General features: G+C 61.1%; 27 protein-coding genes, 5 tRNA genes and 1 pseudogene. 11 read left to right on the forward strand and 22 right to left on the reverse strand.

Going from position 1 to position 24,728, the window contains the following annotated elements:
* Nucleotides 1-25: 25 nt before the first annotated feature.
* Nucleotides 26-2,185: a DUF1631 domain-containing protein gene (locus tag PSFL_RS02915; protein WP_169989531.1), complete on the reverse strand. Its 2,160-nt coding sequence runs from the start codon at nt 2,183-2,185 to the stop codon at nt 26-28.
* A 268-nt stretch (nt 2,186-2,453) separates the two neighbouring features.
* Between PSFL_RS02915 and nadC the strand changes: the two genes are divergently transcribed.
* Nucleotides 2,454-3,302 carry a carboxylating nicotinate-nucleotide diphosphorylase gene (gene nadC / locus PSFL_RS02920; protein WP_057958406.1) on the forward strand — a complete coding sequence of 283 codons (849 nt, stop codon included), beginning with the start codon at nt 2,454-2,456 and terminating at the stop codon, nt 3,300-3,302.
* Between the two features lie 66 nt (nt 3,303-3,368).
* Here nadC and PSFL_RS02925 read toward each other — a convergent pair whose 3' ends face one another.
* The 4 genes from PSFL_RS02925 to PSFL_RS02940 all read right to left on the reverse strand — a co-directional run bounded on the left by PSFL_RS02925 (nt 3,369) and on the right by PSFL_RS02940 (nt 5,819).
* Nucleotides 3,369-3,674: a DUF6388 family protein gene (locus tag PSFL_RS02925; RefSeq protein WP_057444407.1), complete on the reverse strand. Its 306-nt coding sequence runs from the start codon at nt 3,672-3,674 to the stop codon at nt 3,369-3,371.
* Nucleotides 3,675-3,811: 137 nt separating this feature from the next.
* Nucleotides 3,812-3,884: transfer RNA gene (locus PSFL_RS02930), tRNA-Thr, on the reverse strand.
* A 39-nt stretch (nt 3,885-3,923) separates the two neighbouring features.
* Nucleotides 3,924-5,330, reverse strand: a complete 1,407-nt coding sequence (locus PSFL_RS02935; protein WP_170044038.1) for an O-antigen ligase — start codon at nt 5,328-5,330, stop codon at nt 3,924-3,926.
* Nucleotides 5,331-5,408: 78 nt separating this feature from the next.
* Nucleotides 5,409-5,819 carry a pilin gene (locus tag PSFL_RS02940; protein ID WP_170044120.1) on the reverse strand — a complete coding sequence of 137 codons (411 nt, stop codon included), beginning with the start codon at nt 5,817-5,819 and terminating at the stop codon, nt 5,409-5,411.
* Nucleotides 5,820-6,021: 202 nt separating this feature from the next.
* Between PSFL_RS02940 and PSFL_RS02945 the strand changes: the two genes are divergently transcribed.
* Genes PSFL_RS02945 through yacG form a run of 4 tightly spaced genes read left to right on the forward strand, consistent with a single transcriptional unit; the run spans nt 6,022 to nt 8,943 of the window.
* Complete coding sequence (locus PSFL_RS02945; protein ID WP_315492092.1) at nt 6,022-7,248, forward strand: type II secretion system F family protein; 1,227 nt, start codon at nt 6,022-6,024, stop codon at nt 7,246-7,248.
* Between the two features lie 2 nt (nt 7,249-7,250).
* Nucleotides 7,251-8,123: a prepilin peptidase gene (locus PSFL_RS02950; protein ID WP_397469676.1), complete on the forward strand. Its 873-nt coding sequence runs from the start codon at nt 7,251-7,253 to the stop codon at nt 8,121-8,123.
* Entirely contained in the window at nt 8,120-8,743 is a 624-nt protein-coding gene (coaE, locus tag PSFL_RS02955; RefSeq protein ID WP_198817574.1) for a dephospho-CoA kinase, read from the forward strand. The genes PSFL_RS02950 and coaE overlap by 4 nt, the downstream gene beginning before the upstream one ends.
* Complete coding sequence (gene yacG / locus PSFL_RS02960; RefSeq protein WP_032861907.1) at nt 8,740-8,943, forward strand: DNA gyrase inhibitor YacG; 204 nt, start codon at nt 8,740-8,742, stop codon at nt 8,941-8,943. Before coaE ends, yacG begins: the two co-directional genes overlap by 4 nt.
* Here yacG and PSFL_RS02965 read toward each other — a convergent pair.
* From PSFL_RS02965 to PSFL_RS02975, 3 genes are all read right to left on the reverse strand, one after another.
* Nucleotides 8,940-9,155 (reverse strand): hypothetical protein, encoded by a 216-nt coding sequence (locus PSFL_RS02965; protein WP_057441062.1) that lies wholly within the window; start codon nt 9,153-9,155, stop codon nt 8,940-8,942. The two genes, yacG and PSFL_RS02965, sit on opposite strands and share 4 nt — an antisense overlap.
* Before the next feature lie 63 nt (nt 9,156-9,218).
* Nucleotides 9,219-9,908 (reverse strand): energy-coupling factor ABC transporter permease, encoded by a 690-nt coding sequence (locus tag PSFL_RS02970; RefSeq protein WP_057441064.1) that lies wholly within the window; start codon nt 9,906-9,908, stop codon nt 9,219-9,221.
* A complete protein-coding gene (locus tag PSFL_RS02975; RefSeq protein WP_397469677.1) occupies nt 9,905-10,372 on the reverse strand; it encodes an FAD/FMN-containing dehydrogenase in 468 nt (155 codons plus the stop codon). Before PSFL_RS02975 ends, PSFL_RS02970 begins: the two co-directional genes overlap by 4 nt.
* A 102-nt stretch (nt 10,373-10,474) precedes the next feature.
* On the opposite strand from PSFL_RS02975, the gene PSFL_RS02980 reads away from it, so the two are divergent.
* The 3 genes from PSFL_RS02980 to PSFL_RS02990 are packed head-to-tail and all read left to right on the forward strand — an operon-like array spanning nt 10,475 to nt 12,676.
* Nucleotides 10,475-11,104, forward strand: coding sequence for a DUF1780 domain-containing protein (locus PSFL_RS02980; RefSeq protein WP_057441069.1), 630 nt, complete (start codon nt 10,475-10,477; stop codon nt 11,102-11,104).
* Nucleotides 11,105-11,143: 39 nt separating this feature from the next.
* Nucleotides 11,144-11,317, forward strand: coding sequence for a DUF3094 family protein (locus PSFL_RS02985; protein ID WP_057441071.1), 174 nt, complete (start codon nt 11,144-11,146; stop codon nt 11,315-11,317).
* 60 nt (nt 11,318-11,377) lie between these two features.
* Complete coding sequence (locus tag PSFL_RS02990) at nt 11,378-12,676, forward strand: NAD(P)/FAD-dependent oxidoreductase (RefSeq protein WP_057441073.1); 1,299 nt, start codon at nt 11,378-11,380, stop codon at nt 12,674-12,676.
* A 240-nt stretch (nt 12,677-12,916) separates the two neighbouring features.
* Here PSFL_RS02990 and PSFL_RS02995 read toward each other — a convergent pair.
* The 7 genes from PSFL_RS02995 to rluD all read right to left on the reverse strand — a co-directional run bounded on the left by PSFL_RS02995 (nt 12,917) and on the right by rluD (nt 18,036).
* A tRNA-Pro gene (locus PSFL_RS02995) sits at nt 12,917-12,993 on the reverse strand.
* Nucleotides 12,994-13,089: 96 nt separating this feature from the next.
* A tRNA-Lys gene (locus PSFL_RS03000) sits at nt 13,090-13,165 on the reverse strand.
* A 5-nt stretch (nt 13,166-13,170) separates the two neighbouring features.
* Nucleotides 13,171-13,247 (reverse strand) — tRNA-Pro (locus PSFL_RS03005).
* A gap of 9 nt (nt 13,248-13,256) precedes the next feature.
* Nucleotides 13,257-13,332: transfer RNA gene (locus PSFL_RS03010), tRNA-Asn, on the reverse strand.
* Nucleotides 13,333-13,632: 300 nt separating this feature from the next.
* Nucleotides 13,633-16,197, reverse strand: a complete 2,565-nt coding sequence (clpB, locus tag PSFL_RS03015; RefSeq protein ID WP_057441075.1) for an ATP-dependent chaperone ClpB — start codon at nt 16,195-16,197, stop codon at nt 13,633-13,635.
* A 154-nt stretch (nt 16,198-16,351) separates the two neighbouring features.
* Nucleotides 16,352-17,077, reverse strand: coding sequence for a peptidoglycan editing factor PgeF (pgeF, locus tag PSFL_RS03020; RefSeq protein WP_128592789.1), 726 nt, complete (start codon nt 17,075-17,077; stop codon nt 16,352-16,354).
* The gene (gene rluD / locus PSFL_RS03025; RefSeq protein WP_029292014.1) at nt 17,074-18,036 is read right to left on the reverse strand and encodes a 23S rRNA pseudouridine(1911/1915/1917) synthase RluD; all 963 of its coding nucleotides are present in this window, start codon (nt 18,034-18,036) and stop codon (nt 17,074-17,076) included. Before rluD ends, pgeF begins: the two co-directional genes overlap by 4 nt.
* A gap of 149 nt (nt 18,037-18,185) precedes the next feature.
* On the opposite strand from rluD, the gene PSFL_RS03030 reads away from it, so the two are divergent.
* Both PSFL_RS03030 and PSFL_RS03035 read left to right on the forward strand, forming a co-directional pair.
* Nucleotides 18,186-19,211 carry an outer membrane protein assembly factor BamD gene (locus tag PSFL_RS03030; protein ID WP_057441077.1) on the forward strand — a complete coding sequence of 342 codons (1,026 nt, stop codon included), beginning with the start codon at nt 18,186-18,188 and terminating at the stop codon, nt 19,209-19,211.
* 127 nt (nt 19,212-19,338) lie between these two features.
* Nucleotides 19,339-19,572 (forward strand): PP0621 family protein, encoded by a 234-nt coding sequence (locus PSFL_RS03035; protein WP_057441079.1) that lies wholly within the window; start codon nt 19,339-19,341, stop codon nt 19,570-19,572.
* A gap of 27 nt (nt 19,573-19,599) precedes the next feature.
* On the opposite strand, the gene thiO is transcribed toward PSFL_RS03035, so the two are convergent.
* Genes thiO through pilV form a run of 5 tightly spaced genes read right to left on the reverse strand, consistent with a single transcriptional unit; the run spans nt 19,600 to nt 22,892 of the window.
* A complete protein-coding gene (gene thiO, locus PSFL_RS03040; RefSeq protein ID WP_057441081.1) occupies nt 19,600-20,700 on the reverse strand; it encodes a glycine oxidase ThiO in 1,101 nt (366 codons plus the stop codon).
* Nucleotides 20,701-20,759: 59 nt separating this feature from the next.
* Entirely contained in the window at nt 20,760-21,158 is a 399-nt protein-coding gene (locus tag PSFL_RS03045; RefSeq protein ID WP_057441193.1) for a type IV pilin protein, read from the reverse strand.
* 12 nt (nt 21,159-21,170) lie between these two features.
* A complete protein-coding gene (locus PSFL_RS03050) occupies nt 21,171-21,668 on the reverse strand; it encodes a PilX N-terminal domain-containing pilus assembly protein (protein WP_057441083.1) in 498 nt (165 codons plus the stop codon).
* A gap of 34 nt (nt 21,669-21,702) precedes the next feature.
* Nucleotides 21,703-22,410: a PilW family protein gene (locus tag PSFL_RS03055; protein WP_057958395.1), complete on the reverse strand. Its 708-nt coding sequence runs from the start codon at nt 22,408-22,410 to the stop codon at nt 21,703-21,705.
* The gene (gene pilV / locus PSFL_RS03060) at nt 22,407-22,892 is read right to left on the reverse strand and encodes a type IV pilus modification protein PilV (RefSeq protein WP_169959788.1); all 486 of its coding nucleotides are present in this window, start codon (nt 22,890-22,892) and stop codon (nt 22,407-22,409) included. Before pilV ends, PSFL_RS03055 begins: the two co-directional genes overlap by 4 nt.
* Before the next feature lie 193 nt (nt 22,893-23,085).
* On the opposite strand from pilV, the gene PSFL_RS03065 reads away from it, so the two are divergent.
* Nucleotides 23,086-23,664, forward strand: a complete 579-nt coding sequence (locus PSFL_RS03065; RefSeq protein ID WP_115129033.1) for a GspH/FimT family pseudopilin — start codon at nt 23,086-23,088, stop codon at nt 23,662-23,664.
* Here PSFL_RS03065 and ispH read toward each other — a convergent pair.
* Complete coding sequence (ispH, locus tag PSFL_RS03070) at nt 23,618-24,565, reverse strand: 4-hydroxy-3-methylbut-2-enyl diphosphate reductase (protein ID WP_057441092.1); 948 nt, start codon at nt 24,563-24,565, stop codon at nt 23,618-23,620. The genes PSFL_RS03065 and ispH overlap by 47 nt on opposite strands.
* Before the next feature lie 61 nt (nt 24,566-24,626).
* Nucleotides 24,627-24,728: pseudogene (locus tag PSFL_RS03075) on the reverse strand (peptidylprolyl isomerase); the annotation flags it as partial.

Genomic DNA, 24,728 nt, shown 5'->3' on the forward strand with positions numbered 1-24,728 from the left:
GCCGTGATCCGCAGGGTGGTTGCGATCACTTGGCGCGATTGAGTTGGCGCAAGCTGCCAATCACCGACGCCAGCGCGCGGTCGAACAGCAGTGCATCATCCAGGGTGCGGACCCCGCCACGCTTGAACTCCAGGGCCAGCTCCGTGCAGGTTTTTTCCAGGACCTTGAGGCCAGTGCGATTGACAAATATATAGCTGTTGGCCGGGGCAATGATCGCCGTCAGCTTGCAGCGCAGGGTGTTTTCCTCATCTTCACGGAACTCGACCCAACTGCCGATGCGCAATTGCCGGACCTTGAGCAGATCGGGATCGTCCTCTGCCAGCCTGACCGCCTCCACCGGCGGCGCAGCGCCTGAGTTTTCGCGCACTTCGATCAGCGTCACATTGGGAAGCGCCGCCCCCTGGAACGCCTGGGTATGCAGGGCCTGCAACTGGATAAAAAACTCACGGGTCACAAAGGAATCAAACGCCGCCTCGCTCAGCCCCTCACGCAGGGCCTTGAGCAACGCGGGCAATTGTTCCAGCAGGCGGCGGCCGGCTTCGGTGTCTTCACTCAGGCCGACACTCCAGATCAATTCGTCCATGACCCGCAGCCGCGCCTGCCACTGCGGCGAGGGTTGCTCGTGCTTGAGGCATTCGAGCAACAACACCTGGCTCCAGGCCTGCTGCAGGAACTGCACCACGAAGTGCGGCAAGACCTTGCCCCGCAACCGTTGATTCACCGCATCGGCGACCCGCTGCCGCGCCTGTTCGGTGCGGGCGCGCCCTTCTTCGGCGTCGCGGGTACGCTGTTCGAGCAGCTCACTGCGGCGGCGCTCGTCCTGGGTAAACGCGGTGAACTCCTGCAGAAGTACGGCGAAAATCGCCGGGTCATCGACAAAGTCGTTCAACAGGCGCTGCACCACCTGCTCGATGCGCACATAAAGACTGTCACGCTGATAGTCATCACGCTTGCCCCAGCCCAAGGCGGCCGTGCCGATTTCATTGAGCAGGCGCCGCGCCGGGTGGCTGCCACGGCTGAAAAAACTTTTGTCCAGCACGGCCACTTTCAACATGGGAATCTGCAGGCGCGCAATCAACGCCTTGAGGGAGTCGGGCAAGGTACGGTCGTCGAGAATGAACTCGAACAACATGGCGATCAGGTTGATCACGTCCTCGTCGGCATCCTCCACCACCCGCGACTTGCCACTCTTGACGCTGACCCGGGTCAGCAGTTCTTCCAACTGGCGGCGCAGGTCAAAATCGTCCTCGACCGCAGGGTCTGGCACATATTGCTGTAAGTGGGAGAGCAGACGCAGCAGGTCGCGGGTGGAAATAGGCTGGGCCTGGGCGCTGGCCTCCAGGGTCGGGGCGACGCTGCCGCGCACTGTCAGCAACAGTTCCTGCAGGGCCGCGAACACTTGCTGCTCACCCTCGTCGGCCTGGGCGTCGGCAGCCGGAGCTACCTCCGCCGGCGGGCGGACCCGGCTGGCACGTTCGCCGGGACGTCGTGAGGGTACGGCCTTGAGCTCGGGCAGCACACCCGTGGCCACCAGTAACTGATTGGCCTCGCCGTACAGCAGGTCGGCATCGCTGAGCACGTATTTTTCAAACAGTTTCAAAATGATCAGCTTGACCCGGATCTCCACCCCCAGGCTGCGCCCGGCCCGCAGGAAGTACTCGCAGAGCATCGCCGGGCCCAGGGGGTTTTCCCGATCGTCGAGGTGCTTGCCCAGCAGCGCACCGAGGCGGGCGGTCAGTTGCCCCAGGGCCAGGCCGTCACGGTGCATGACCTTGTCGAGCATGGCCTCCAGGGCCACGGCTTTTTCCAGGTCATCGGCGCACGCGCCGGGCGCTGCTTCGTAGGAGACCGTCGGCAGCAGCAACTCGCCTTGCCCGGCCTGCCCCAGGTTGGCAAATGCGTCGAAGAGCTGTTCCATGAACATGCGCTCGAAGTTCTTGCGCTTGAGGCGCAGGTCGCGCATGGCTTCAAAAAAAATATTGTGGTCGGCGCTGCTGCGGGCTTTGTCGGCCATCTCGAACAGAGTGTCGTCGGCGTTATCGAACAACTCCTGCAGCCCCCGGTCGAGTTGCTGCGTGGCCTTGTCACGCACCTGCAGCACAATCACAGGCAGGCGGGCGAGCGGCGACGGCATCGCTTGTGCGGCGATCCTGTTGATCGGCACCACCTTTGCGTCATTGTGCATGCTGGCCTCCTGGAGCGACGGGGTTCGGTTTTGTGAACGATCGCCACAACCACCGATGGAATACCGGCGGCTACCACGATTATTTGTAGATCACCGAGACGTCAAAGCTATGACGCCAATTGCAAGGCGCGAGATTATCTTGCAAATAGACCCTGTAGCGCCAGCAAACTCTGTACGGGCTTTGTAATCAGCCAGGTTATGCCGGCATACCTTGGGTTCGGCGCTGCCATGCCCCTATAATCGAGGCACTTTGTATGTGGAGCCCGCTATGCCGAATCTACGCCTCGCCGACCTCACCGCCGAAATCGAAGCCAACGTGCGCCGCGCACTGCTGGAAGATATCGGCAGCGGCGATATCACCGCGCAACTGATCCCGGCCGAACGCCTGGCCAAGGCCACGATCATCACCCGTGATGCTGCGGTTATCAGTGGCACCGCCTGGGTCGATGCCGTGTTCCGCCAGTTGGACCCACGGGTTGCCGTGCATTGGCAGGTACGCGACGGTGAACGCGTCAGCCCCAACCAGGCGCTGTTCCACCTCGAAGGCCCTGCCCGCTCATTGCTGACCGGCGAACGCAGCGCGCTGAATTTCCTGCAACTGTTGTCAGGCGTGGCCACCCGCGCGCAGTACCTGGCGGACTTTGTCGCCACCACCCAGGTCAAGCTGCTGGACACCCGCAAGACTCTGCCGGGGCTGCGCCTGGCGCAAAAGTACGCGGTGACCTGCGGCGGTTGCCACAATCACCGCATCGGTCTGTATGACGCGTTCCTGATCAAGGAAAACCATATCGCCGCCTGCGGGGGGATTGCACAGGCCATTACTGCCGCCCACAAGATCGCCCCGGGCAAGCCGGTGGAAGTCGAAGTGGAAAGCCTGGAGGAGTTACGCGAGGCCCTGGCGGCAGGTGCCGACATCATCATGCTGGATGAGTTGAGCCTGGACGACATGCGCGAAGCCGTGCGCTTGAACGGCGGCAAGGCCAAGCTGGAAGCCAGTGGCGGGATCAACGAAAGCACTTTGCTGCCCATTGCCGAGACCGGCGTGGACTACATCTCTATCGGCGCGATGACCAAGGATGTGAAGGCGGTGGATCTGTCGATGCGGCTCAGTATCTGAGTCGCTGCAAACTTCAAGCTGCAAGGGCGCCTGGCGACACTTGCAGCTTGAAACCTGCCGTAGCTTCTAAACCACCAGATTGTTCATCTCGCAATACTCTTCCCACTCGACACCCAGCACCTCGGCCGCCTCTTTGTGCAGGGCCAGGCGCGCAGCTTCGAATTCTTCCGCTGTGCAGGTGTACTTGAGGGTCAGTTCCCAAGGCTGGAAGCCCTGGCTCTCGGCCTCGTCCTCGAATGCCCACTGGATCTGGTCGCGCTGATCATCAGCGCTCAGGTCCTTGATCTCTTCCTTAAGCTGCGCCGACTCCTCGAGGTATTTCTTGAGGGCTTCTGCGTGCCGCACTTCCTGGGTCATTTCTGTCGTGGTCATGTCGTTCTCTTAGATCGAAGGAATGGGGATGCATCTGGGTCATCAAGGTTGCGCAGATACAAAAGAACGGGCACGAATACCGGTTCGTCTGGCCTTCAGAACCATTCTGGGATCATCTGAAAACTGTGGTGCCTTTTTGCCCGAGACAGGAATCGAACCTGCGACCTTCGCGTTACGAGTGCGCTGCTCTACCAACTGAGCTACACGGGCTGTGGGCTAAAGCTAGCACTGCAATGGGCGCCCGGCAACTTACCGAATGTGCGGCGCAATGACTCCCTGGACCCAGAAGCGCGGCTGCAGATGGCTTTTGGCAATGTCGATATAGTGCTGGCTACGCTCGGTGGCGCCTGGCAGGTCGCGGTACACGACAAATACCAGCAACGCCACCGACAGCACAGCCGACACCTGCCACGCCCCGCGCAACAGCGGCATCGGCTCGACAACCGGCGTGCGCCACGGATGCAATGCCATCAACCAACCCACCACCAGCGCCAACCACAGTTGCGAATAGGGCATCACGATAATCCCGTCGACCATCGCCTGCACCGTCGCGCCCAGCAGCGCGGCGAATAGACACAGGCGCAGCAGGTCTTGCGGTGCCCCTGACGGCCCTTGCCGATGAATGACCCTCAGTGTGGCCCAGCCGCCGCGCAGCGCCAGCAACGCGACGCACAGGGCCGAGGGCACACCCCATTCACTGGCCCACTGCAGGATTGCCTGGTGCGGATGGGCAGCAATCGGGTTGGGGATATCGGCAAAGTGCATCGGCCCGAAACCGAGCCACGGCCGTTCGCGGATCATGTCCCAGGCTTGCCACCAGATCACTTCACGACCCGAAAGGCTGGTGGTAAGGCGGTCCTTGGAAAGACTGGCAATTTCCAGCCCCAGGTAAGGCGCCAACACCGTGAACAACAACCCGTATAAAACCAGCCCGCCACACAGCGCAGCCAGCTGCCAGGTCAACCAGCGACGCCCCGCCGCCCCCAGAAAAGCCAGGACCAGTGCCGCAACGCCGAAGCCCAGCCAGGTGCCACGGGTGCCGCCACTGATTGCAATCAACCACCATGCACACAACAGGGCGAACACCAGCCCACGCGCCAACCGCGAGGTGCCCGTGAGCAGCAGCGGCAACGCCAGCAAGGGCAAGGTAAACGTCTGGAACTGGCCGTAGAAGCGCTTGTTGGAGAACCCGGAAAGCAGCAGGTCGGTGTCCAGTGTCGGTTCGCCACTGGTAAACGCCAGGACGCCCGCGTACCCATATTGCAGGCTCTTGATCAGGCACAGCAGCAACACAAACAGGATCAGCACCTGATCCAGGGTTTGATCGCCATTGCGTCGCAAGCGGGCAAAAGCTGCGGCAATCACCCCGCAGGTGATCATCAGCGCCCATTCGGTCAACGCCCAGAGAGGCTGGTGGGCCAACAACGAAGAGATCAGGCCCAGGCCGAACACCAGCCCCAGGCCGATAGCGGTGGGTCTGTCGACCAGGCGCCCGGCGGGAGTCGCCAGGCCATAGAGCAACGCACACACAGCCACGCCGACCTGCAGCACACGCTGCCAGTCATGACCACTGAAGGACAGGGTGATGCCCAACAGCAAAAGGCTCAGCGCCATCACCAAAAACACGCTTCCTCGCTGTTGCACGGATAACGTCATGGGCACCCCTTACTTCCCTGTGAAGTGCCTGGGAGCCCGTCACGCCAGGCCCCCATCACTGATTTAGGTGGCCCGGGCTCAGTTGCCAGCCGTGCAACCCTTTGCAACGTACTGCTCGTCAGCGTTGGTGGTGCACTTCCAACCGTCACTGGCACTGCGCGCCAGGGTAATGAGCTTGCCCTGGACAGGCGCAGGCGCATCGAGGATCTCACAGGCAATCGAACCCGTCCCCGCAACCACATCGCCCGCCACGCTGATCACGCAATTGGCGGTCGGGCTGGTGCCGCCGATCAGCGCCAGCGTGGGTGCCGTGCCCTGGTTGAAGGTGTCTTCGAAGCCCGCCTTCAACGCCGAGACTTCCGCCAACCCCGCAGTGAACTTGGCCTTGGCCTGGTGCTTGGTATACATGGGCAGGCCAATCGTGGCCAAGATGCCGATGATCGCCACGACGATCAACAACTCGATCAAAGTAAAGCCGTTCTGACGCATCACATTCACTCTCCAGAATAAAACCCATCGCAAGGCACCTCCTGCGCCCTGCCCTCAACAACCGCGCCAGTGTACTCATCCGCGCCGGGCCAGGCCCTCACAAGACGCACAATCTGACATTTTTCCCTTGCCCAATCGCCTGACGGACACACAGCCCTGACTAAGCTGTAAATCGTCACCTGTCGATGAGCCGTAGCACCCCATGAATGATGTCACCGTAAACCCGGCCCCCACCGCCACCTACGCCTGGGAAGGCACCCTGCGCAATGGCCGCAAGGTGTCCGGCGAAACCCGAGGGCATAGCCCGGCCGTGATCAAGGCCCAATTGCGCCGACAAGGGATCAATCCGGTTCGGGTCCAGATGCGCTCCAGCCTCCTGTCTGGCCTGCGCAACCCCATCACCCCAGCCGATGTTGCGCTGTTCACCCGCCAACTGGCGACCCTGCTGAAGGCGGGAATCCCCCTGCTGCAAGCCTTCGACATGATCGGCGAAGGCTTTGAAAACCGGGCCATGCGCACAATGGTCCAGGGATTGAAGCAGGAGATTGCCGCCGGCAACAGCCTGACCGGCGCGTTATTGAAACAACCGCAGTGCTTCAACGCCCTGTATTGCAGCCTGATCGCGGCCGGCGAACAGGCCGGCACCCTGGAAACCCTGCTGGAGCGGGTCGCCACCCACCTGGAAAAAAGCCAACGCCTCAAGGCCCGGATCAAGAAAGCCATGACCTATCCGCTGGTGGTCCTGCTCGTGGCCACCCTGGTCAGCAGTATCTTGCTGATCCACGTCGTGCCCCAGTTCGAAAGCCTGTTCGCCGGCATCGACACGCCGCTGCCGCGCTTTACCCTGCTGGTTATTGTGCTGTCCGAATTCATGCAAAGCACGTGGTGGATGCTGTTGCTGGCCGTGGCGGCGACTACTTGGGGCATACGTCGCAGCTATCGTCGACACAGTGGTTTTCGTCTGTGGCTGGACGCTGGTTTGTTGAAAGTGCCATTGGCAGGCACACTGCTGAAAAAAACCGCTGTCGCCCGCTACGCTCGCACCCTCGCCACCACCTTTGCCGCCGGCGTACCGCTGGCACAGGCGTTGGATTCAGTGGCGGGAGCCGCCGGCAACGAACGCTTCAAACAAGCAGTCACGCGTATGCGCCAGGACGTAGCAATAGGAATGCAATTGAATCGAACTATGACCGCCAGCGGCCTGTTCCCTGGCATGGCGATCCAGATGACAGCCATCGGCGAAGAATCGGGCGCACTGGACAGCATGCTGGAGAAGGTCGCCGACCATTATGAAACGGACGTCGACAACCTGGTGGACAACCTGACCAGCCTGATGGAACCGCTGATCATGGTGGTGCTCGGCAGCATTGTCGGGGCGCTGGTGATCGCCATGTACCTGCCGATCTTCCAGCTCGGCACGGCGTTTTGAACATGACCCTGGACCTCCTCCTGACCCTCCATCCCTGGCTGTTCGTCTGGGCTTCACTGGTGCTGGGGCTGATCGTCGGCAGCTTCCTCAACGTGCTGGTCTGGCGCCTGCCAAAAATGCTCGAGCACGACTGGCGCGCCCAGGCCCATGAAATACTCGGCCTGCCCCCGGAACCCGGCGGCCCGACCTATAACCTGTTGCACCCCAACTCCTGCTGCCCGCACTGCTCACAGCCGATTCGCCCGTGGCAAAACATCCCGGTGCTCAGCTACTTGCTGCTGCGGGGGCGCTGCGCGCAGTGCCACGGTTCCATCAGCCCACGCTACCCGCTGACCGAACTGGCGTGCGGGCTGCTTTCGGCATTTATTGCCTGGCATTACGGCTTCGGCTGGCCAGCCGCTGGCGTGCTGTTCTTGAGCTGGGGCTTGCTGGCCATGAGCCTGATCGACGCCGATCACCAACTGCTGCCGGATGTGCTGGTGCTGCCACTGCTGTGGCTGGGGTTGATCCTCAATTATTTCGAGTTGTACACGACCCTGCCCGATGCCCTGCTGGGCGCGGTTGCCGGTTACCTGAGCCTGTGGTCGGTGTTCTGGCTGTTCAAGTTGTGCACCGGCAAGGACGGCATGGGCTATGGCGACTTCAAGCTGCTGGCCCTGCTCGGTGCCTGGGGCGGTTGGCAGATCCTGCCGCTGACGCTGTTGCTGGCATCGCTGGTGGGGGCGATCGCAGGGGTGATTGTCTTGCGCATACGCAACGCGCAGACGTCAGTGCCCTTGCCTTTTGGTCCCTATCTGGCGATTGCCGGCTGGATTGCATTGCTCTGGGGTGGTCAAATAACCGACTTCTATTTGCAGTCTGTCGGTTTCAGATGACCACTTCTGTCGCAACACCCTGGATTCTTGGCCTGACGGGCGGCATCGGCAGCGGTAAAAGCGCTGCGGCCCAGCACTTTATCGACCTTGGCGTGGACCTTATCGACGCCGACCACGCCTCGCGCTGGGTGGTGGAACCCGGCCGCCCGGCGCTGGCGAGGATTGCCGAGCACTTCGGCGGCGAGATCCTGCTGCCCGATGGCCAACTGGATCGCGCGGCCTTGCGCAAGCGCATTTTCGAGGCGCCGCAAGAACGCCTGTGGCTTGAGGCCCTGCTGCATCCGTTGATTGCCGACGAGATCCGTAGCCATCTGGCCCGCGCCCGCTCACCCTATGCGATCCTGGTGTCGCCGTTGTTGATCGAGTCGGGCCAGCACACCATGACCCAGCGCATCCTGGTGATCGATGTGCCGCAAGCAACGCAGATTCAGCGTACCCTGCTGCGCGATGGCATCAGCGAAGAACAGGTGCAGGCGATTCTCAAGGCCCAGGCCTCACGGGAAGACCGTTTGCGCCAAGCCGACGATGTACTGGTCAATGATCAGGACCTGACCTGGCTAAAGGCCGAGGTCGAGCGACTGCACCACTTTTACCTTACTTTGCGTGGAGGCCGAACATGAGCCAACCCTTGACCGTCGAATGCCCAACCTGCGGCGCCCCCGTGGAATGGAAAGCGACCAACCTCAACCGGCCATTCTGCTCGGATCGCTGCAAACTGATCGACCTGGGCGCCTGGGCTGCGGAAGAACACAAGATTCCGGTCAGCCCGGACGCCGAAGACGAATTGTTCTCCGAAGACCTGCCACCGCGCGCCCACTAAGGCCGCATAAAGCCGTAATCCTGCTGGTCGTCGAGGTTTTCCGCGAGAAATTGCAACTCGTCGGCCAGGTCTTCGGCACTGCGCACGCCTTTGCTCTGCTGCACCACCGCGCTGAGCAAGGCGCGCAGGCTCAGACCCGGGTCAAAACCGATTTCCTGTGCTGCGTCCTGGCTTCTGCGCAACTCCTGCCGTGCCCACTCGTACACACTCATGATCGTGCTCCTGGAAGTTTCGCAGAGCATGCGACCACTTTTGCGTGGCACCCTTGATTTGGATCAAGGGCGCGAATTGTCGTCTTTCCAGGGCGCCGAGAGGTAGCGCGTGCGGTTGAACGTCTCAAGCCACTCCGGGCAGAACACCACCAGCGCACTGATCACGGTGCCGTTGATAAAGGCTTCGGGAAAGATGATCAGCCACAGGTAACCGATAAAATCCTCGATCCACTCCGGCATGGCGAAGCGGCCGTCCAGCCACAGCAGGCCCAGGCCCGCCAATAGGCACAACAACGCCGACAGAGCAGCGGCAAAAAAACCCGAACAAAAGATATACACAAAAGGATTGCGCGGCTGCGCCCGCTCCACCAGCAGCGCGCACGTCTCTGTCACCAACACCGGTAGCAGGACCAGCAGCGCGCCATTGACCCCGACCGCCGCCAAGTCCTGGCGCCCGAGCAGCACCAGGCCCAATTGTGCCGCCAGCCCACCGACAATCGCCAAGGGCCAGTCGAGCAGCAGGGTCACGGCGGTCATGCCGATAAAGTGGTAGGACACCCCGGTATCGAAGTCCCGACGCACCAGCCACAGCATGAACAGCGCGAACACCGTGCCAAACAACAGGTGCTGGCGGCGCCGGTCGGCAAACAGTTCGACCCAGGACGAGCGCAGGATCGCCCAGACAATTACCGGCGCATACAGCAGCCAGCCCAGCCACAGGGTTTGCGGCGCCAGCACGGCGGCACTGATCACGGCCGCACCTGCTCCAGGGCCTGACGCAGCTCGGCGGCAGTCGCGTATTCATGGCGCGCAACCAGCTTGCCGTCTTCGAGTTGCAACCACAGCACTTTATCCACAGGCGCCGGATAACGCGGAGCGATCCGCGCATCACGGTCAAGCATCACCCGGTAGTTGTAGGCTTGCATCGCCGGGACGGCAAAGAGCTTGGCGATCAGCCTCGGCATACGCTGGATATCGGCGACAAACACCACATGGCGCGCCTCCAGATACCCCTTGGGCTGGCCCTGCAAGGCCGCATCCACCAACTTGGCGGCATCCATGCTGCGCGCCACCAGCAAGACCTGCGCCTGGTTATCCAGGGTATAGGCCTGGTCGAATTGATCGAGCAGGGTCCACGGCGCCAGCCGCTCCCCGAGTTCAACCGCCTGGGCCCACAGGGGCAAAAGGCTGAGCAACACCGTAAGCAAAAACTTCACCGCGAACTCCTTGTGCAAAACCGTCGACAGAACCGCCAGTCTACACCGAGCCTTTTCACACGGGACTTCCTGCAGTCATCATTTGAACGCTAAGCTGCAAGCATGGATGACTCAGATTATTTGCGCCTGCTCACCATAGCGGCCGAACAAGCCAACGCGTTCCTGTCCAATGCCCGCAAATGGGAGCGTGAGCGTTGGGTCTGCCAGCGCCTGCTGCAAGGCCTGAATGTGCCCTACCGCGCCGAAGAGTTTCATGCCGCCGGTCAGGAGCCGCCGGACGTACTGTTTCGCGATGCCAGCTTCGAAGTATTTTTTGTCCTCGATGAAGGCCGGCGCCTGAATGACGAGTGGCGCGACGAACTGGTGCGTCGGCGCAGCGCTTTTTCCCTGAGCCAACTGGTGCGGCGCGAGGCCAAGCCCAGACGCATTCCCGCCCATGAGTTCCTGCTGCGCCTGGCCCCGACCCTGCGCAAGAAAGCCCATAACTACAAGGAGCGCGGCATGGACCTGGGGGAGCTGGATATCATCGCCTTCGCCAGCCTCAAGCGCGAAGTGCTGGACCTCAACAGCCATTTCCCGCCGCCCACCGAATACCTGCGCCAGGGCTGGCGCTCGCTGTCGTTGGTCGGCCCGACCTTTGCGCGGGTGCTGTTCGCCCATCCCGACGCACCGGATTTCTTGCGCAACAACCTGGGGCGCAGCATAGTGTTCGATGTGGGTATCAGCCTGTAACGTGGTGCCCTTTTGCAACGTCTCCCTGACGAGGCCTTTATGACCAGCCGCCTGAACCCTGACGACCAACAACATGTCGAAGAGTACCTGCAACTGTCCCAGCACCAGGTTGAGCGCAAGCCTTTCCGGCCGTGGCTGCTCCTTGGGGTGGTACTGGTTGTGGTGATTGGCCTGGGCGTCCTGAGCCGCCTTTTGAGTTACCTGACGCTATGAGCTGCCTGGCGCTCGCTCGGGTAACTGCACCGATTTCTTTTAGCCTTGCGAGATACCCCCATGACCCATCGTATTATTATCGTCGGCGGCGGCGCCGGCGGCCTGGAGTTGGCTACCCGCCTGGGTAAGACTCTGGGCAAGCGCGGTACCGCCAGTGTCACGCTGGTGGATACCAACCTGACCCATATCTGGAAACCCCTGCTGCACGAGGTGGCCGCCGGCTCGCTGAACTCCTCTGAAGACGAACTCAATTATGTTGCCCAGGCAAAATGGAACCACTTCGAGTTCCAGCTGGGGCGCATGAGCGGGCTCGATCGTGAACAGAAGAAAATCCAGCTGGCCGCGACCCTCGATGAAGAAGGCCGGGAACTGGTGCCTGCGCGCGTGCTGGGTTACGACACCCTGGTGATTGCCGTCGGCAGCACCACCAATGACTTCGGTACCGAAGGCGCGGCCCAGCACTGCCTGTTCCTCGATACCCGCAAGCAGGCCGAACGTTTCCACCAGCAATTGCTCAACCACTACCTGCGCGCCCATGCCGGGCAAACCGATGTGGTGGAACAGATCAGCGTGGCAATCGTTGGCGCTGGCGCCACCGGCGTCGAACTGGCCGCCGAGCTGCACAATGCGGCCCACGAACTGGCGGCCTATGGCCTGGACCGGATCAAGCCGGAAAACATGTACATCACCCTGATCGAAGCCGGGCCCCGGGTATTGCCGGCCCTGCCAGAGCGAATCAGCGGGCCTGTGCATAAAACCCTGGAAAAGCTCGGGGTGACGGTCATGACTAACTCGGCTGTGAGTGAAGTCACCGCCGACAGCCTGATTACCAGCAGTGGCCAGGTGATCCCTGCCAGCCTCAAGGTCTGGGCGGCGGGGATTCGCGCGCCAGGTTTCCTCAAGGACATCGACGGCCTGGAGACCAATCGCATCAACCAGCTGCAGGTGCTGCCAACCCTGCAGACTACCCGTGACGAGAATATCTTCGCCTTCGGTGACTGCGCGGCCTGCCCGCAACCGGGCACCGACCGCAACGTTCCGCCACGGGCGCAAGCGGCGCACCAGCAGGCGTCGCTGCTGGCTAAATCGCTGAAGTTGCGCATCGACGGCAAGGCGCTGCCCAGCTACAAGTACACCGATTACGGCTCCCTGATCTCGCTGTCGCGTTTTTCGGCTGTGGGTAACTTGATGGGCAACCTGACCGGCAGTGTGATGCTCGAAGGCTGGCTGGCGCGGATGTTCTATGTGTCGCTGTACCGCATGCACCAGATGGCGTTGTACGGGTTCTTCCGCACGATGATGTTGATGCTGGGCAGCAAAATCGGACGGGGCACCGAGCCGCGGCTCAAACTTCACTGACAATACGGTTCAGGACGGGGCGTAAGCGAGGCGATTTTATATGCATGCGCGCCCTGCCCTCCCCTGTGGGAGCTGTCTTGCCCTGCGAGGCTGCGATAGCGGTGTGCCAGGCGACATAAAGGCTGGCAGTGACGCCGCCCTCGCAGGGCGAGACAGCTCCCACCTTTGATCACCATGCACCTTCAGGTTTTGCGCAGGCAAAAAAAATCCCCGTATCTTTCGATACGAGGATTTTTAATATGGTCGGGGTAAGGGGATTCGAACTCCTGACATCCTGCTCCCAAAGCAGGCGCGCTACCGGACTGCGCTATACCCCGGTAAAAAAAAGGCGACCTTTTCAAGTCGCCTTCTTCGATCAGGGCTTTTGGCCTCTGATCTTAAGATTCGATTCCAGCGTTAACTGGTCTCAAAAATGGTGGGTCGTGTGGGATTCGAACCTACGACCAATTGGTTAAAAGCCAACTGCTCTACCAACTGAGCTAACGACCCAAATATGGTCGGGGTAAGGGGATTCGAACTCCTGACATCCTGCTCCCAAAGCAGGCGCGCTACCGGACTGCGCTATACCCCGGTTTGAAATTGGCTCCGTGACCAGGACTCGAACCTGGGACCCAATGATTAACAGTCATTTGCTCTACCGACTGAGCTATCACGGAACTACATATTTCAAAGTACTACGGTGCTGCTTGTTACCTTCTCTTCGACTTGTCCGTATCGCTACGTTCGTGTCTCTGAGGCGCGCTATTCTACAATCTTAAAAACCCCTGTCAACCCTTTAAATTGCTTTTAAGACAATGATTTGCGCTTCTTTCTGATTTCTCCTTGGGGAGAAGAAACCCGTGGGCTGACGTTGCTGCGGGGCGCACTTTACAAGCCTTTGCCTTACAGTTCAACGCCCTATCGAAAAAAAAGGCCCCGCAATGCGGGGCCTTTGCTCATAACCACCCAATTCGGGCTTAGTGGAAGACGATTTCGTCGTTTTCCACGGTGGCCTTGACGCTGGTCCCCGGGATAAAGCTGCCCGACAGGATCAGTTGGGCCAACGGGTTCTCGATCCAGCGCTGGATCGCACGCTTCAACGGCCGCGCGCCATACACCGGGTCGTAGCCGACGGCGATCAACTTGTCCAAGGCCTCGCTGCTCAGTTCCAGCATCAGCTCGCGCTCAGCCAGACGGCTGCGCAGGCGGCCCAGTTGGATCTCGGTGATACCGGCGATCTGATCCCGCGCCAAAGGCTCGAAGATCACTACCTCATCGACCCGATTGATAAATTCCGGGCGGAAGTGACTGGTCAGCGCATCCATTACCGCAGCACGCTGGCCTTCACGATCACCGACCATCTCCTGGATCTGTACCGAGCCCAGGTTGGAGGTCATCACGATCACCGTATTACGGAAGTCCACGGTACGTCCGTGACTGTCCGTCAGCCGGCCATCTTCCAACACCTGCAGCAACACGTTGAACACATCCGGGTGGGCCTTCTCGACCTCATCCAGGAGGATTACCGAGTAAGGCTTGCGCCGTACCGCTTCGGTCAGGTAGCCGCCTTCCTCGTAGCCCACATAGCCTGGTGGCGCCCCGATCAAACGAGCCACGGAATGTTTCTCCATGAACTCGGACATATCAATGCGCACCATCGCCTCTTCTGTATCAAAGAGGAACTCGGCCAGGGCCTTGCACAGCTCGGTCTTACCCACACCGGTCGGGCCGAGGAACATGAACGAGCCGCTCGGACGGTTCGGGTCGGACAAACCGGCGCGGGAACGCCGCACCGCGTTGGACACTGCCACCACGGCCTCTTCCTGGCCAATCACGCGTTGGTGCAACAGGCTTTCCATACGCAACAGTTTGTCACGCTCGCCTTCCAGCATTTTCGACACAGGAATGCCGGTCCACTTGGACACAACCTCGGCAATTTCTTCCTCGGTCACCTTGCTGCGCAGCAACTGGTTTTCGCTGTGGCCATGCTGGTCGACCATTTGCAGGCTGCGTTCCAGGTCCGGGATCACCCCGTACTGCAACTCGGCCATGCGGTTCAGGTCGCCTTTACGGCGGGCAGCTTCCAGTTCCTGGCGCGATTGCTCGATCTTCTGCTGGATCTGTGCGGAACCCTGCACTTCGGCTTTTTCCGAGGTCCAGATTTCTTCCAGGTCCGAATACTCACGCTCCAGACGGCCGATTTCCTCCTGGAGTTTTTCCAGGCGTTTCTTCGCCGCGTCATCGTCTTCTTTTTTCAGCGCCTGGGATTCGACTTTCAGTTGAATCAGGCGGCGCTCCAGGCGATCCAGTACTTCAGGCTTGGAGTCGATCTCCATGCGAATCCGGCTGGCCGCTTCGTCGATCAAGTCGATGGCCTTGTCCGGCAACTGACGATCAGTGATATAGCGATGGCTCAACTTGGCCGCCGCAATGATCGCGCCATCAGTGATTGCCACGCGGTGGTGGACCTCATAACGCTCTTTCAGGCCACGCAGGATCGCGATGGTGTCTTCTTCGCTCGGTTCTTCCACCAGGACTTTCTGGAAACGACGCTCAAGGGCCGCGTCCTTTTCAATGTACTGGCGGTACTCGTTGAGCGTGGTAGCACCCACGCAATGCAACTCACCCCGAGCCAGTGCAGGCTTGAGCATGTTGCCTGCGTCCATCGAGCCTTCACCTTTACCGGCGCCGACCATGGTGTGCAGTTCGTCGATAAACAGAATGATCTGCCCTTCCTGCTTCGACAGCTCGTTAAGCAGGGATTTCAGGCGCTCCTCAAACTCACCACGGAATTTGGCACCGGCAATCAAGGCCCCCATGTCCAGGGACAGCAAGCGCTTGCCCTTGAGGCCGTCCGGCACTTCACCATTAATGATGCGCTGGGCCAGGCCCTCGGCGATGGCGGTTTTACCCACCCCAGGCTCACCGATCAGCACCGGGTTGTTCTTGGTGCGGCGCTGCAGGACCTGGATGGTGCGACGAATCTCGTCGTCACGCCCGATTACCGGGTCCAGCTTGCCGTCTTCGGCGCGCTTGGTCAGGTCGACGGTGTATTTGTCCAGGGCCTGGCGCGACTCCTCATGATTGGGGTCATTCACCGCGTCGCCGCCGCGCAGGTTGTTGATGGCATTTTCCAGGGCCTTTTTGCTCACGCCCTGGCCCAGCAACAACTTGCCGAGCTTGCTGTTTTCATCCATGGCGGCGAGCAGCACCAGTTCGCTGGAGATGAACTGGTCGCCTTTCTGCTGGGCCAGGCGATCGGCCTGGTTAAGCAGGCGCGCCAGATCCTGGGACATATTCACGTCACCCGTCGGATTCTGGATTTTCGGCAGTTGGTCGAGCTCTTTGCTCAACTCCTTGCGCAGGCTGTTGACGTCGAAGCCCACCTGCATCAACAGGGGCTTGATAGAACCACCCTGCTGTTCGAGGAGTGCCTGCATCAAGTGCGCGGGCTCGATGGCCGGATGGTCGAGGCCAACGGCCAGGGATTGGGAATCCGATAACGCCAATTGTAATTTGCTGGTTAAACGATCAATACGCATTAGTCACCTTCCTTTTGAGCAGGCCGGAGCTATGTGCGAGCGAGCTTGCTCGCGAGAAACGCATCCTGAATGAAGAAACCTGCCAGATACCCCTATAGATGGGGGGGATTCTGGAACATTCAAGCCGGCAATGCTTGATATGGATCAGGAGAGTCTAGCGTTCGAGCCAGATCAGGGAGGCAAATCGACCGGTACGCGGGCTGCGCCGGTAAGAAAAGAAGCGCGGGTCGGTCACGGTGCACAAACCGCCACCGTAGACAGCGGTGATCCCACGCGCAGCCAGGCGCAGGCGCGCCAGCTGGTAGATATCAGCCAGGAACTTGCCAGGGTTGTGGCTGGGAACGAAAGCCTGCGCGGTTTGCGGGTGTTGCTGCATAAAGGCTTCACGCACTTCCGGGCCGACTTCAAAGGCCTTTGGGCCAATCGCCGGGCCCAACCACACCAGTACGTCGGCAGGCGCAGCATCCAGGCTGTCGGCGGCCGCTTCCAGCACACCCGCCGCCAGGCCACGCCAACCGGCATGGGCGGCAGCAACACGAGTTCCGGACTTATTGCAAAACAAGGCCGGCAGGCAATCGGCGGTCATCGCCGTGCAGGCGATGCCGGGCGTACCGGTCCAACTGCCGTCGGCCTCGGCAATCCGTCCCGGATCGGCCTCGACCACGACCACACCATGCACCTGGCGCAACCAGGCGGGCTGGATAGCAAATGCGGCGGTGAGACGACGGCGATTCTCAAGCACAGCTTCGGGGCTGTCCTCGACATGATCGCCTAAGTTGAGGCTGTCGAACGGCGCCAGACTGACGCCGCCCGCACGGGTGGTGACGCAGGCTTTGACCCCGGCCGGCGCAGGCCAGTCAGGAATCAGCCAGTCATTCATCCGACAAAGGCCTCGCGGTCCTGCTTGAGCAACGACAGCAACCAGACAAAATCGTCGGGCAGAGGCGATTCCCAGCTCATCCGCTCACCGCTCGTCGGATGATCCAGCTCCAGGAAGCGTGCATGCAGCGCCTGGCGCGGGAACGACTTCAGCGACTCGACCATGGTCACACTGGCGGCCGGCGGAATACGGAAGCGACCACCGTAGGCCGGATCGCCGACCAACGGGAAGTTGATATGCGCCATATGTACCCGAATCTGGTGGGTACGGCCGGTTTCCAGCTTGACCCGCACATGGGTGTGGGAACGGAAACGCTCCAGCACGCGGTAGTGGCTGACGGCCTGCTTGCCGCCCTCCATCACCGCCATGCGCTGGCGCTGCTGGCCGTGACGACCGATAGGCGCGTTGATCTTGCCACCGGCCACGACCACACCAATCACGATGCACTCATAGATGCGGCTGACACTGCGGCTCTGCAATTGTGTGACCAACTGCGTCTGCGCCTGAATGGTCTTGGCCACGACCATCAGACCAGTGGTGTCCTTGTCCAGGCGGTGGACGATGCCGCAGCGCGGGACATTGATGATGTCCGGCACATGGTGCAACAAGGCATTGAGCAAGGTGCCATCAGCGTGCCCGGCCGCCGGGTGAACCACCAGGCCTGCGGGTTTGTTGATCACCAGGATGTCGTCGTCTTCATAGACGATATCCAGCTCGATGTCCTGGGCGATCCATTCTCCCTGGGCTTCCTGCTCGGCAGTCAGCTCAAGAACCGAACCGCCATGCACTATGTCTCGCGGGCGGATAACCGCTCCATCCACAGTCAGGCGGCCGTCTTTGATCCAGGCGGAAAGGCGCGAGCGCGAGTGCTCAGCGAATAGTTGTGCGGCGACTTGATCGAGGCGTTGGCCGCCCAATTCGGACGGCACCTCTGCGCGAAGTTCAATTTTATCGGACATGCTCAGACTAGGCGTGGCACAGCCTTTGGTTTCGGCTGCGCGCTTGTGGTTAAATACGGCGTCTTTTGCCCCGAGGCTTTCATCGGGGCGCTCATCATAACAGGACGGCCCCGCCCAAGACAGCGGCCGTCATAGGGACGCAAGCCGCCATGCAAGTGAAACACCTGCTGCTGATCGCCATCCTCGCCATGACTGCTGCTTGCTCGTCAACAAAGGACGTCGTCGACGAAAACCTCAGTGAAGTCGAGCTGTACCAGCAGGCTCAGGCCGACCTGGACAACAATAGCTACACAAGCGCCACGGCCAAACTCAAGGCCCTGGAGTCGCGTTATCCGTTTGGCCGCTATGCCGACCAGGCCCAGCTCGAACTGATCTATGCGAACTACAAGAACGCCGAGCCGGAAGCTGCCAAGTCCGCTGCCGAGCGTTTTATCCGCCTGCACCCGCAGCATCCGAACGTGGACTACGCCTACTACCTCAAGGGCCTGACCTCGTTTGACCAGGACGTTGGCCTGCTGGCGCGCTTCCTGCCGCTGGACATGACCAAGCGTGACCCAGGTGCCGCGCGCGACTCCTATAACGAGTTCGCCCAGCTGACCAGCCGCTTCCCCAACAGCCGCTACGCGCCGGACGCCAAGCAGCGCATGATCTACCTGCGCAACCTGCTGGCTTCCTACGAAATCCACGTAGCCCACTACTACCTGACGCGCCAGGCCTATGTCGCCGCCGCCAACCGTGGTCGCTATGTGGTGGAGAACTTCCAGGAAACCCCTTCCGTGGGTGACGGCCTGGCAGTGATGACCGAGGCTTACCAGCGCCTGCACCTCGATACCCTGGCCGCTACCAGCCTGGAGACCCTGAAACTCAACTACCCGGACCACCCTAGCCTGCAAGACGGCCAGTTTGTGCCGCAGGTTGCCGAAGCGGACAACCGCTCGTGGTTGAGCAAGTACACCCTGGGCATGATCGAGTCCCGTCCACCGCTGCCGCCGGGCGAAACCCGCGCCAACCAGGACATCCTCAAGCAGTACCAGGATGCCAAGGACGCCATTCCGTCGGAGCTCAAGCCCCATGACGAGAACGGCGACGTGATCGAGGAAGAAGCACCAGAAGCCCTGGGCAACAACCAGGATCGCTCGTGGTTCAGCTACATGACGTTCGGTGTCTTTGACTGAAACCCGTCTTGGCAGCGCAAGAAGGAGCCCCTCGGGGCTCCTTTTTTCATGGCGCGACTTTATTACCCTGTGCGCCGCTAACATCCTTGGCTAAACTGCCGGATTCCCTGTTGAGAAGCTGCCTGCCATGGTTCGTTTACTGTTCTGGATTGCCCTGATTGCTGCTGCGGTATGGTTCTGGCGCAAGTTCAAGCGCCCCGCTTCGACGCAGCAACAGCCCGGCGAACAAGGCGCCGCGCCGATGGTTCGCTGTGCACACTGTGGCGTGCACCTGCCGCAGGACCGGGCACTGAGCCAGCGCCAGGACTGGTACTGCACCCAGGCGCATCTGGAGCAGGGTCCGAAGTCTATCGAGCGCTGAGTCCTCTGGAACGGTAGGAGACCCGGTTTATATCCGACCAGTGGGCGCATAAGGGGCCGGGTCGATCACCGGCTCATGCCCCAGCAGCAAGTCAGCAAACAACTGGCAAGACGCAGGCGCCAATACCAGGCCATTGCGGTAATGCCCGCAGTTGAGCCACAGCCCTTCATACCCTGGCACCTTGCCGATATAGGGAATGCCCTCCGGCGAACCAGGCCGCAAACCGGCCCAATGCCCCACCACCTCGGCATCCGCCAGGGCCGGAATCAGTTCCACAGCCGAGGCTTTGAGGCTGTCCAGAGCCGATTCGGTCGGTGTCTTGTCGAAACCTTCATGCTCCAGCGTGCTGCCAATCAGGATATGTCCGTCCCGGCGGGGAATCGCATAGCGCCCCTTCGCCAGGACCATGCAGGACAGAAAGTCCGAAGCACACTTGTACAAAATCATCTGGCCCTTGACCGGCTCCACCGGCAGCGTCAGCCCCAGGCTGGCGAGCAGCTCACCACTCCAGGCACCGGCCGCGAGCACTACCTGGTCGCCTCGCACCTCGCCCTGCGCAGTATTGACCCCGACAATGCTGCCGCCCTCCTGGATAAAGCCCTGTACCGCGCACTGCTCATGCAGGGTCACACCCGGCAATGCCAGCAACGCCGCCTTCAGGGACTTGATCAAGCGTGGATTGCGTACATTGGCCACGTTCGCCATATAGATAGCCTCGGCGAACCCCGCGCCCAATACCGGCACCGCGTCACGGGCGGCCGACACATCCACCTTGCTCAAGGGCCGACCTTCCCGCGCAGCCCAGGCCAGGGCGTCGGCCTCGTCATCGAGGTCCAGCCAATACAGGCCCGTGGTATGAACCTCGGGATCCACGCCGGTGGCCGCAAACAGGCGCTGGGCCAATTGCGGGTAAAAATCCTGGGACCAATGGGCCAGCGCCGTGACGGCCGGGCTGTAGCGCCAGGGGTATAACGGCGAAACAATCCCGCCACCGGCCCAGGAAGACTCCTGCCCAACCGACGAACGGTCAAGCACCACCACCGCCAGCCCTTGGGTTGCCAGGTTGAACGCCGTCAACAGCCCGATAACACCACCACCCACAACCACGACTTGCTGTTGCTTGGTCATTGTTCGATCCAGCTCATAAAAAGAAAGGAGTGCTCCAGGCACACCGTCGCCCACCAGCGTCATCGCCCCCAGCACTCCTGACGCGTGGTGCCGGGTGCGGCGCCGGGATTGGCCCGCGCGCCAGTGCTGGTCAAACTGAACTCACCACAAGGATCACCCAGCATCGCGTCAGCAAAAGGCGTCGCGGTCAGGGTGAAATCCTGGGGGTTCAGCATCACCGTAATTCTATAGCGATCATTGCCGGTGCTGACGCCGCTGGCATCAATAAAAGTGCCATTTCTCACGTAATAGCGCTCCAGATGCTGGGCTTGCTCCGCGAGCAGCCCGACAATTTCTGTGCGGTAAGCCTTTTTTACGTGGGCGGCGTACCCCGGATAAATCACCGCCGCCAAGGTGGCAATGATCGCCAGCGCGATCAATAACTCGATCAAAGTGAACCCCTTGCAATTGCCGCTCATCGTCATGATCACCTACTGGAGTTGTCGCCATAGAATTCGCCGGAATCGCTCACTGGCATCAGCATCCGCGGCTACCCGCGCATAGACGCTTTCCAGAACGGTGCGCGATTGGCCACTGATCCCCACTGCCGTAACCCGATACAACGTCGCCGGGGTGTCGGGCGGCAAATGTGCCAACCCGCTAGCGGGGCCAAGGTTCTGAATACCGTACACACCCGCTTTCATGCCGACCCAGGTGATAGCCGAGACTGGATCGACGCCTGGCTGGCTGATGGCATACGCCTCGTTCGGCGGGGCACAGGTCACCAGCGACTGACAGGCCAGCAAACCGAACCCGCGCGCCTGTACAGCCGACTCACCGCGCCTGAGCCCGCTTTCGGCCGCCTGGAACGATTGGTTGCGATGCCTGAGGCTGCCGGCGAGCTGTTCCTGCGACGTCGCGCCCTGCATCGAAGCCAGGCCGATAACCGTCAACAACAGCAGCAATACCAGGCTGATCAACAGCACCATGCCGCGCTGCCCAGGGGCCGGTACCCGGCACTCGCTATTCAAGACGATTACGCACGGCAGCGACGACGCTGTAGACCTGGTCCCGCACGCGACCAAGCGGATCGCGCAGCGTCAACATCACCCGCACACTGCGGATCAGCGACTCGTCGCCGGGATGGCTGTCATAGCGGCTCACGACACTGGACCCTGGCCGGCTGGCCACCCCGAAACTCAACTCAAACGCCCCCACGTTATCCACCAGCACCGCCTTGGCCGGCGTTGTCGGAGTGCTGAGCTTCAACTGCCCTGACTCAAAGGTGTAGGTCAGTTTGCGAACCGGGAAAGCAATCTGCCCAGGACCAGGCTTGGGCGGTACCCCCGAGTAGGCCTGGGCGCTGTCGACACAATTACTGAGCACGGTCCAGTCGGGCCGACTGCCCTGACCGCCGACATCGCCAGTGACCAGGGTCAGGCTGGTTGAGGCACCGCTGACCGCCACACTGATCGGCGTGGAAAAGTCAGCCGGCGCCTGAACAATCGCGGGAAGGGACAGGCAACCGAACATCCCCGCCAGGCGAATCTCCTGAATCATCTTGCCCAGGACAAATCGCCCATCATCCTGCAACAACGCCGAGGCATGCTGGCTGGCTGCGGTGCTTCGGGCGGCCAGCGTTACCTGGACGGCTGCCAGGACCACCACCAACCCCAGGGTCGCCGCCAGCAATGCCTCGACCAGGCCAAAACCCGTACTGGAGCGCCTCATCGCGCAGGCCTCGGATCGACCGCGACGCGACTGGTCAGGGTGAATGTTTCCCGGGCGCCGCCGGCATGGGCTGCGCGTGAGTCGTCCCAACTGATGCTGATGGTGACTTCGCGCTGGCTGATCGCAATCGAACCTTTGGCGGTATCACCGGCCAAGTGGCGGATATTGGCCTCGAAGTCGTGCAAGTCCAGGTCCCGGACACTCGCGGCCAAGGTGTTGGCGAGCGAGATATCGTCGCCTCCCCAGGAATAGTCGGCGGCGGCATTGGCGCGAATCCGGTCGAGCATGTCGTAGGCAACAAAGCTCGCCTGGCTGATCATCCTGGAACTGTCGGTGTACTTGAGCGCATTCAGCTGGATCAGCCCGGCCCCCAGCAGGCCAACGCCAAGAATCAACAGCGAAACCAGCACTTCGATCAGGCTCATACCGATCTGTTGCGTGTCGGTCGGGGGTGTACAAGACGTTACCAGGCAAGCTCGCATAGCCGTCGTCATCCTTGTCGAGGGTCATCCAGACGGCCGAGATAGCCGTGCATTGCCCAAGACTAGCGCCGCTGTTGCCGTCGCGCTGCCCCTCGGAATAAAGGGAAATACTTTGGACAGGAAGGCCATCACTGCCCCCGCACGCGGTGCCGCTATAACTAGTTCAGGCACACGGTCCACGGAGGGACGAGGTATGAAACAACGCGGTTTCACATTGATCGAATTGCTGCTCGGCTTGATCGTCAGCGGCATCCTGGCGCAATTGGCGGTACCCGGCTTCAAGAGCCTGCTGGACTCACAAATGCGACTGAGCGCCGCGCAGACACTGGCGTCTGGCTTGCGCTACGCCCGCACCCAGGCCATTGCGCGCAATCGAACGGTGATCATCCACGCGCTGGATGATGACTGGAGTCGGGGCTGGAGGGTGGTGGTGGACATGAATGGCCGCGGTCATCTGGACGACGACAACCCGGTACTGCTGGAACGCCAGGACAATGGGCGGATCCCCATTGTGGGCAATACCCCGGTGCGCACGCAGATTCGCTTCAGCGGTTTGGGCGAACCCCTGCTGTCTGCGGGTGGGTTTCGCGCCGGCACCGTGCATGTGTGCTCAACGGACCAGCCGCTGAGCCTGCATCAAGTGGTGCTGGCGCCCACCGGCCGCATCAGCCTGCGCAGCGACAAGGCCGAGCAGGCCTTGTGCCGGGGCTATGATGATCTGGGGCTCAGAGCAGCGAACGAACCCGCAGCTCCTTGGGCATGGAGAAAGTGATGTTCTCTTCGCGCCCTGACAACTCGTCGGCACCTGTCGCGCCCCACGCCTGCAACTGCTGGATCACGCCACGTACCAGGACTTCCGGCGCCGAGGCGCCCGCAGTGATGCCAATGCGCTCGACACCGTCGAACCAACTGCGCTGCAGGTCTTCGGCACCGTCAATCAGGTACGCCGGGGTAGCCATGCGTTCGGCCAGTTCACGCAGACGATTGGAGTTGGAGCTGTTAGGGCTACCGACGACCAGCACCACGTCACACTCGTCGGCCAGTTGCTTGACGGCGTCCTGGCGGTTTTGCGTGGCATAGCAGATGTCGTCCTTGCGCGGCCCACCGATGGCAGGGAAACGGGTACGCAGGGCGTCGATGACCCGGCTGGTGTCATCCATCGACAAGGTGGTCTGGGTCACGAATGCCAACTTCTCAGGGTTATGCACTTGCAACTCGGCGACGTCTTTTTCGTCTTCCACCAGGTAGATCGCGCCGCCATTGCGGGCGTCGTACTGACCCATGGTGCCTTCGACTTCGGGGTGACCGGCGTGGCCGATCAGGATGCATTCACGGCCGTCGCGGCTATAGCGCGCCACTTCGATATGCACCTTGGTCACCAGCGGGCAGGTCGCATCGAAGACTTTCAGGCCACGGCCTGCGGCTTCGGTGCGCACTGCCTGGGAAACGCCATGGGCGCTGAAGATAACGATGACGTCGTCCGGCACCTGATCCAGTTCTTCGACAAAAATGGCGCCACGGGCGCGCAGGTCTTCGACCACGAACTTGTTATGGACCACTTCATGGCGCACGTAGATCGGCGGGCCGAAGACTTCCAGGGCGCGATTGACGATTTCGATCGCCCGGTCCACCCCGGCGCAGAAGCCACGGGGGTTGGCGAGTTTGATTTGCATGCTGGGCCTCGTGTCTTTGTGGGAGCTGGTCTGCCTGCGCCTACAGAACCGGTTTCGTCAGTTAGAGCGCTTTAACGTCGATGATTTCAACATCAAAGGTCAAGGTCTTGCCGGCCAACGGGTGATTGAAGTCGATGGTCACCTGAGTGTCATCGAAGGTTTT

The sequence above is a fragment of the Pseudomonas sp. DD1 genome (genome assembly GCF_044510355.1).
Classification (GTDB): domain Bacteria; phylum Pseudomonadota; class Gammaproteobacteria; order Pseudomonadales; family Pseudomonadaceae; genus Aquipseudomonas; species Aquipseudomonas shahriarae.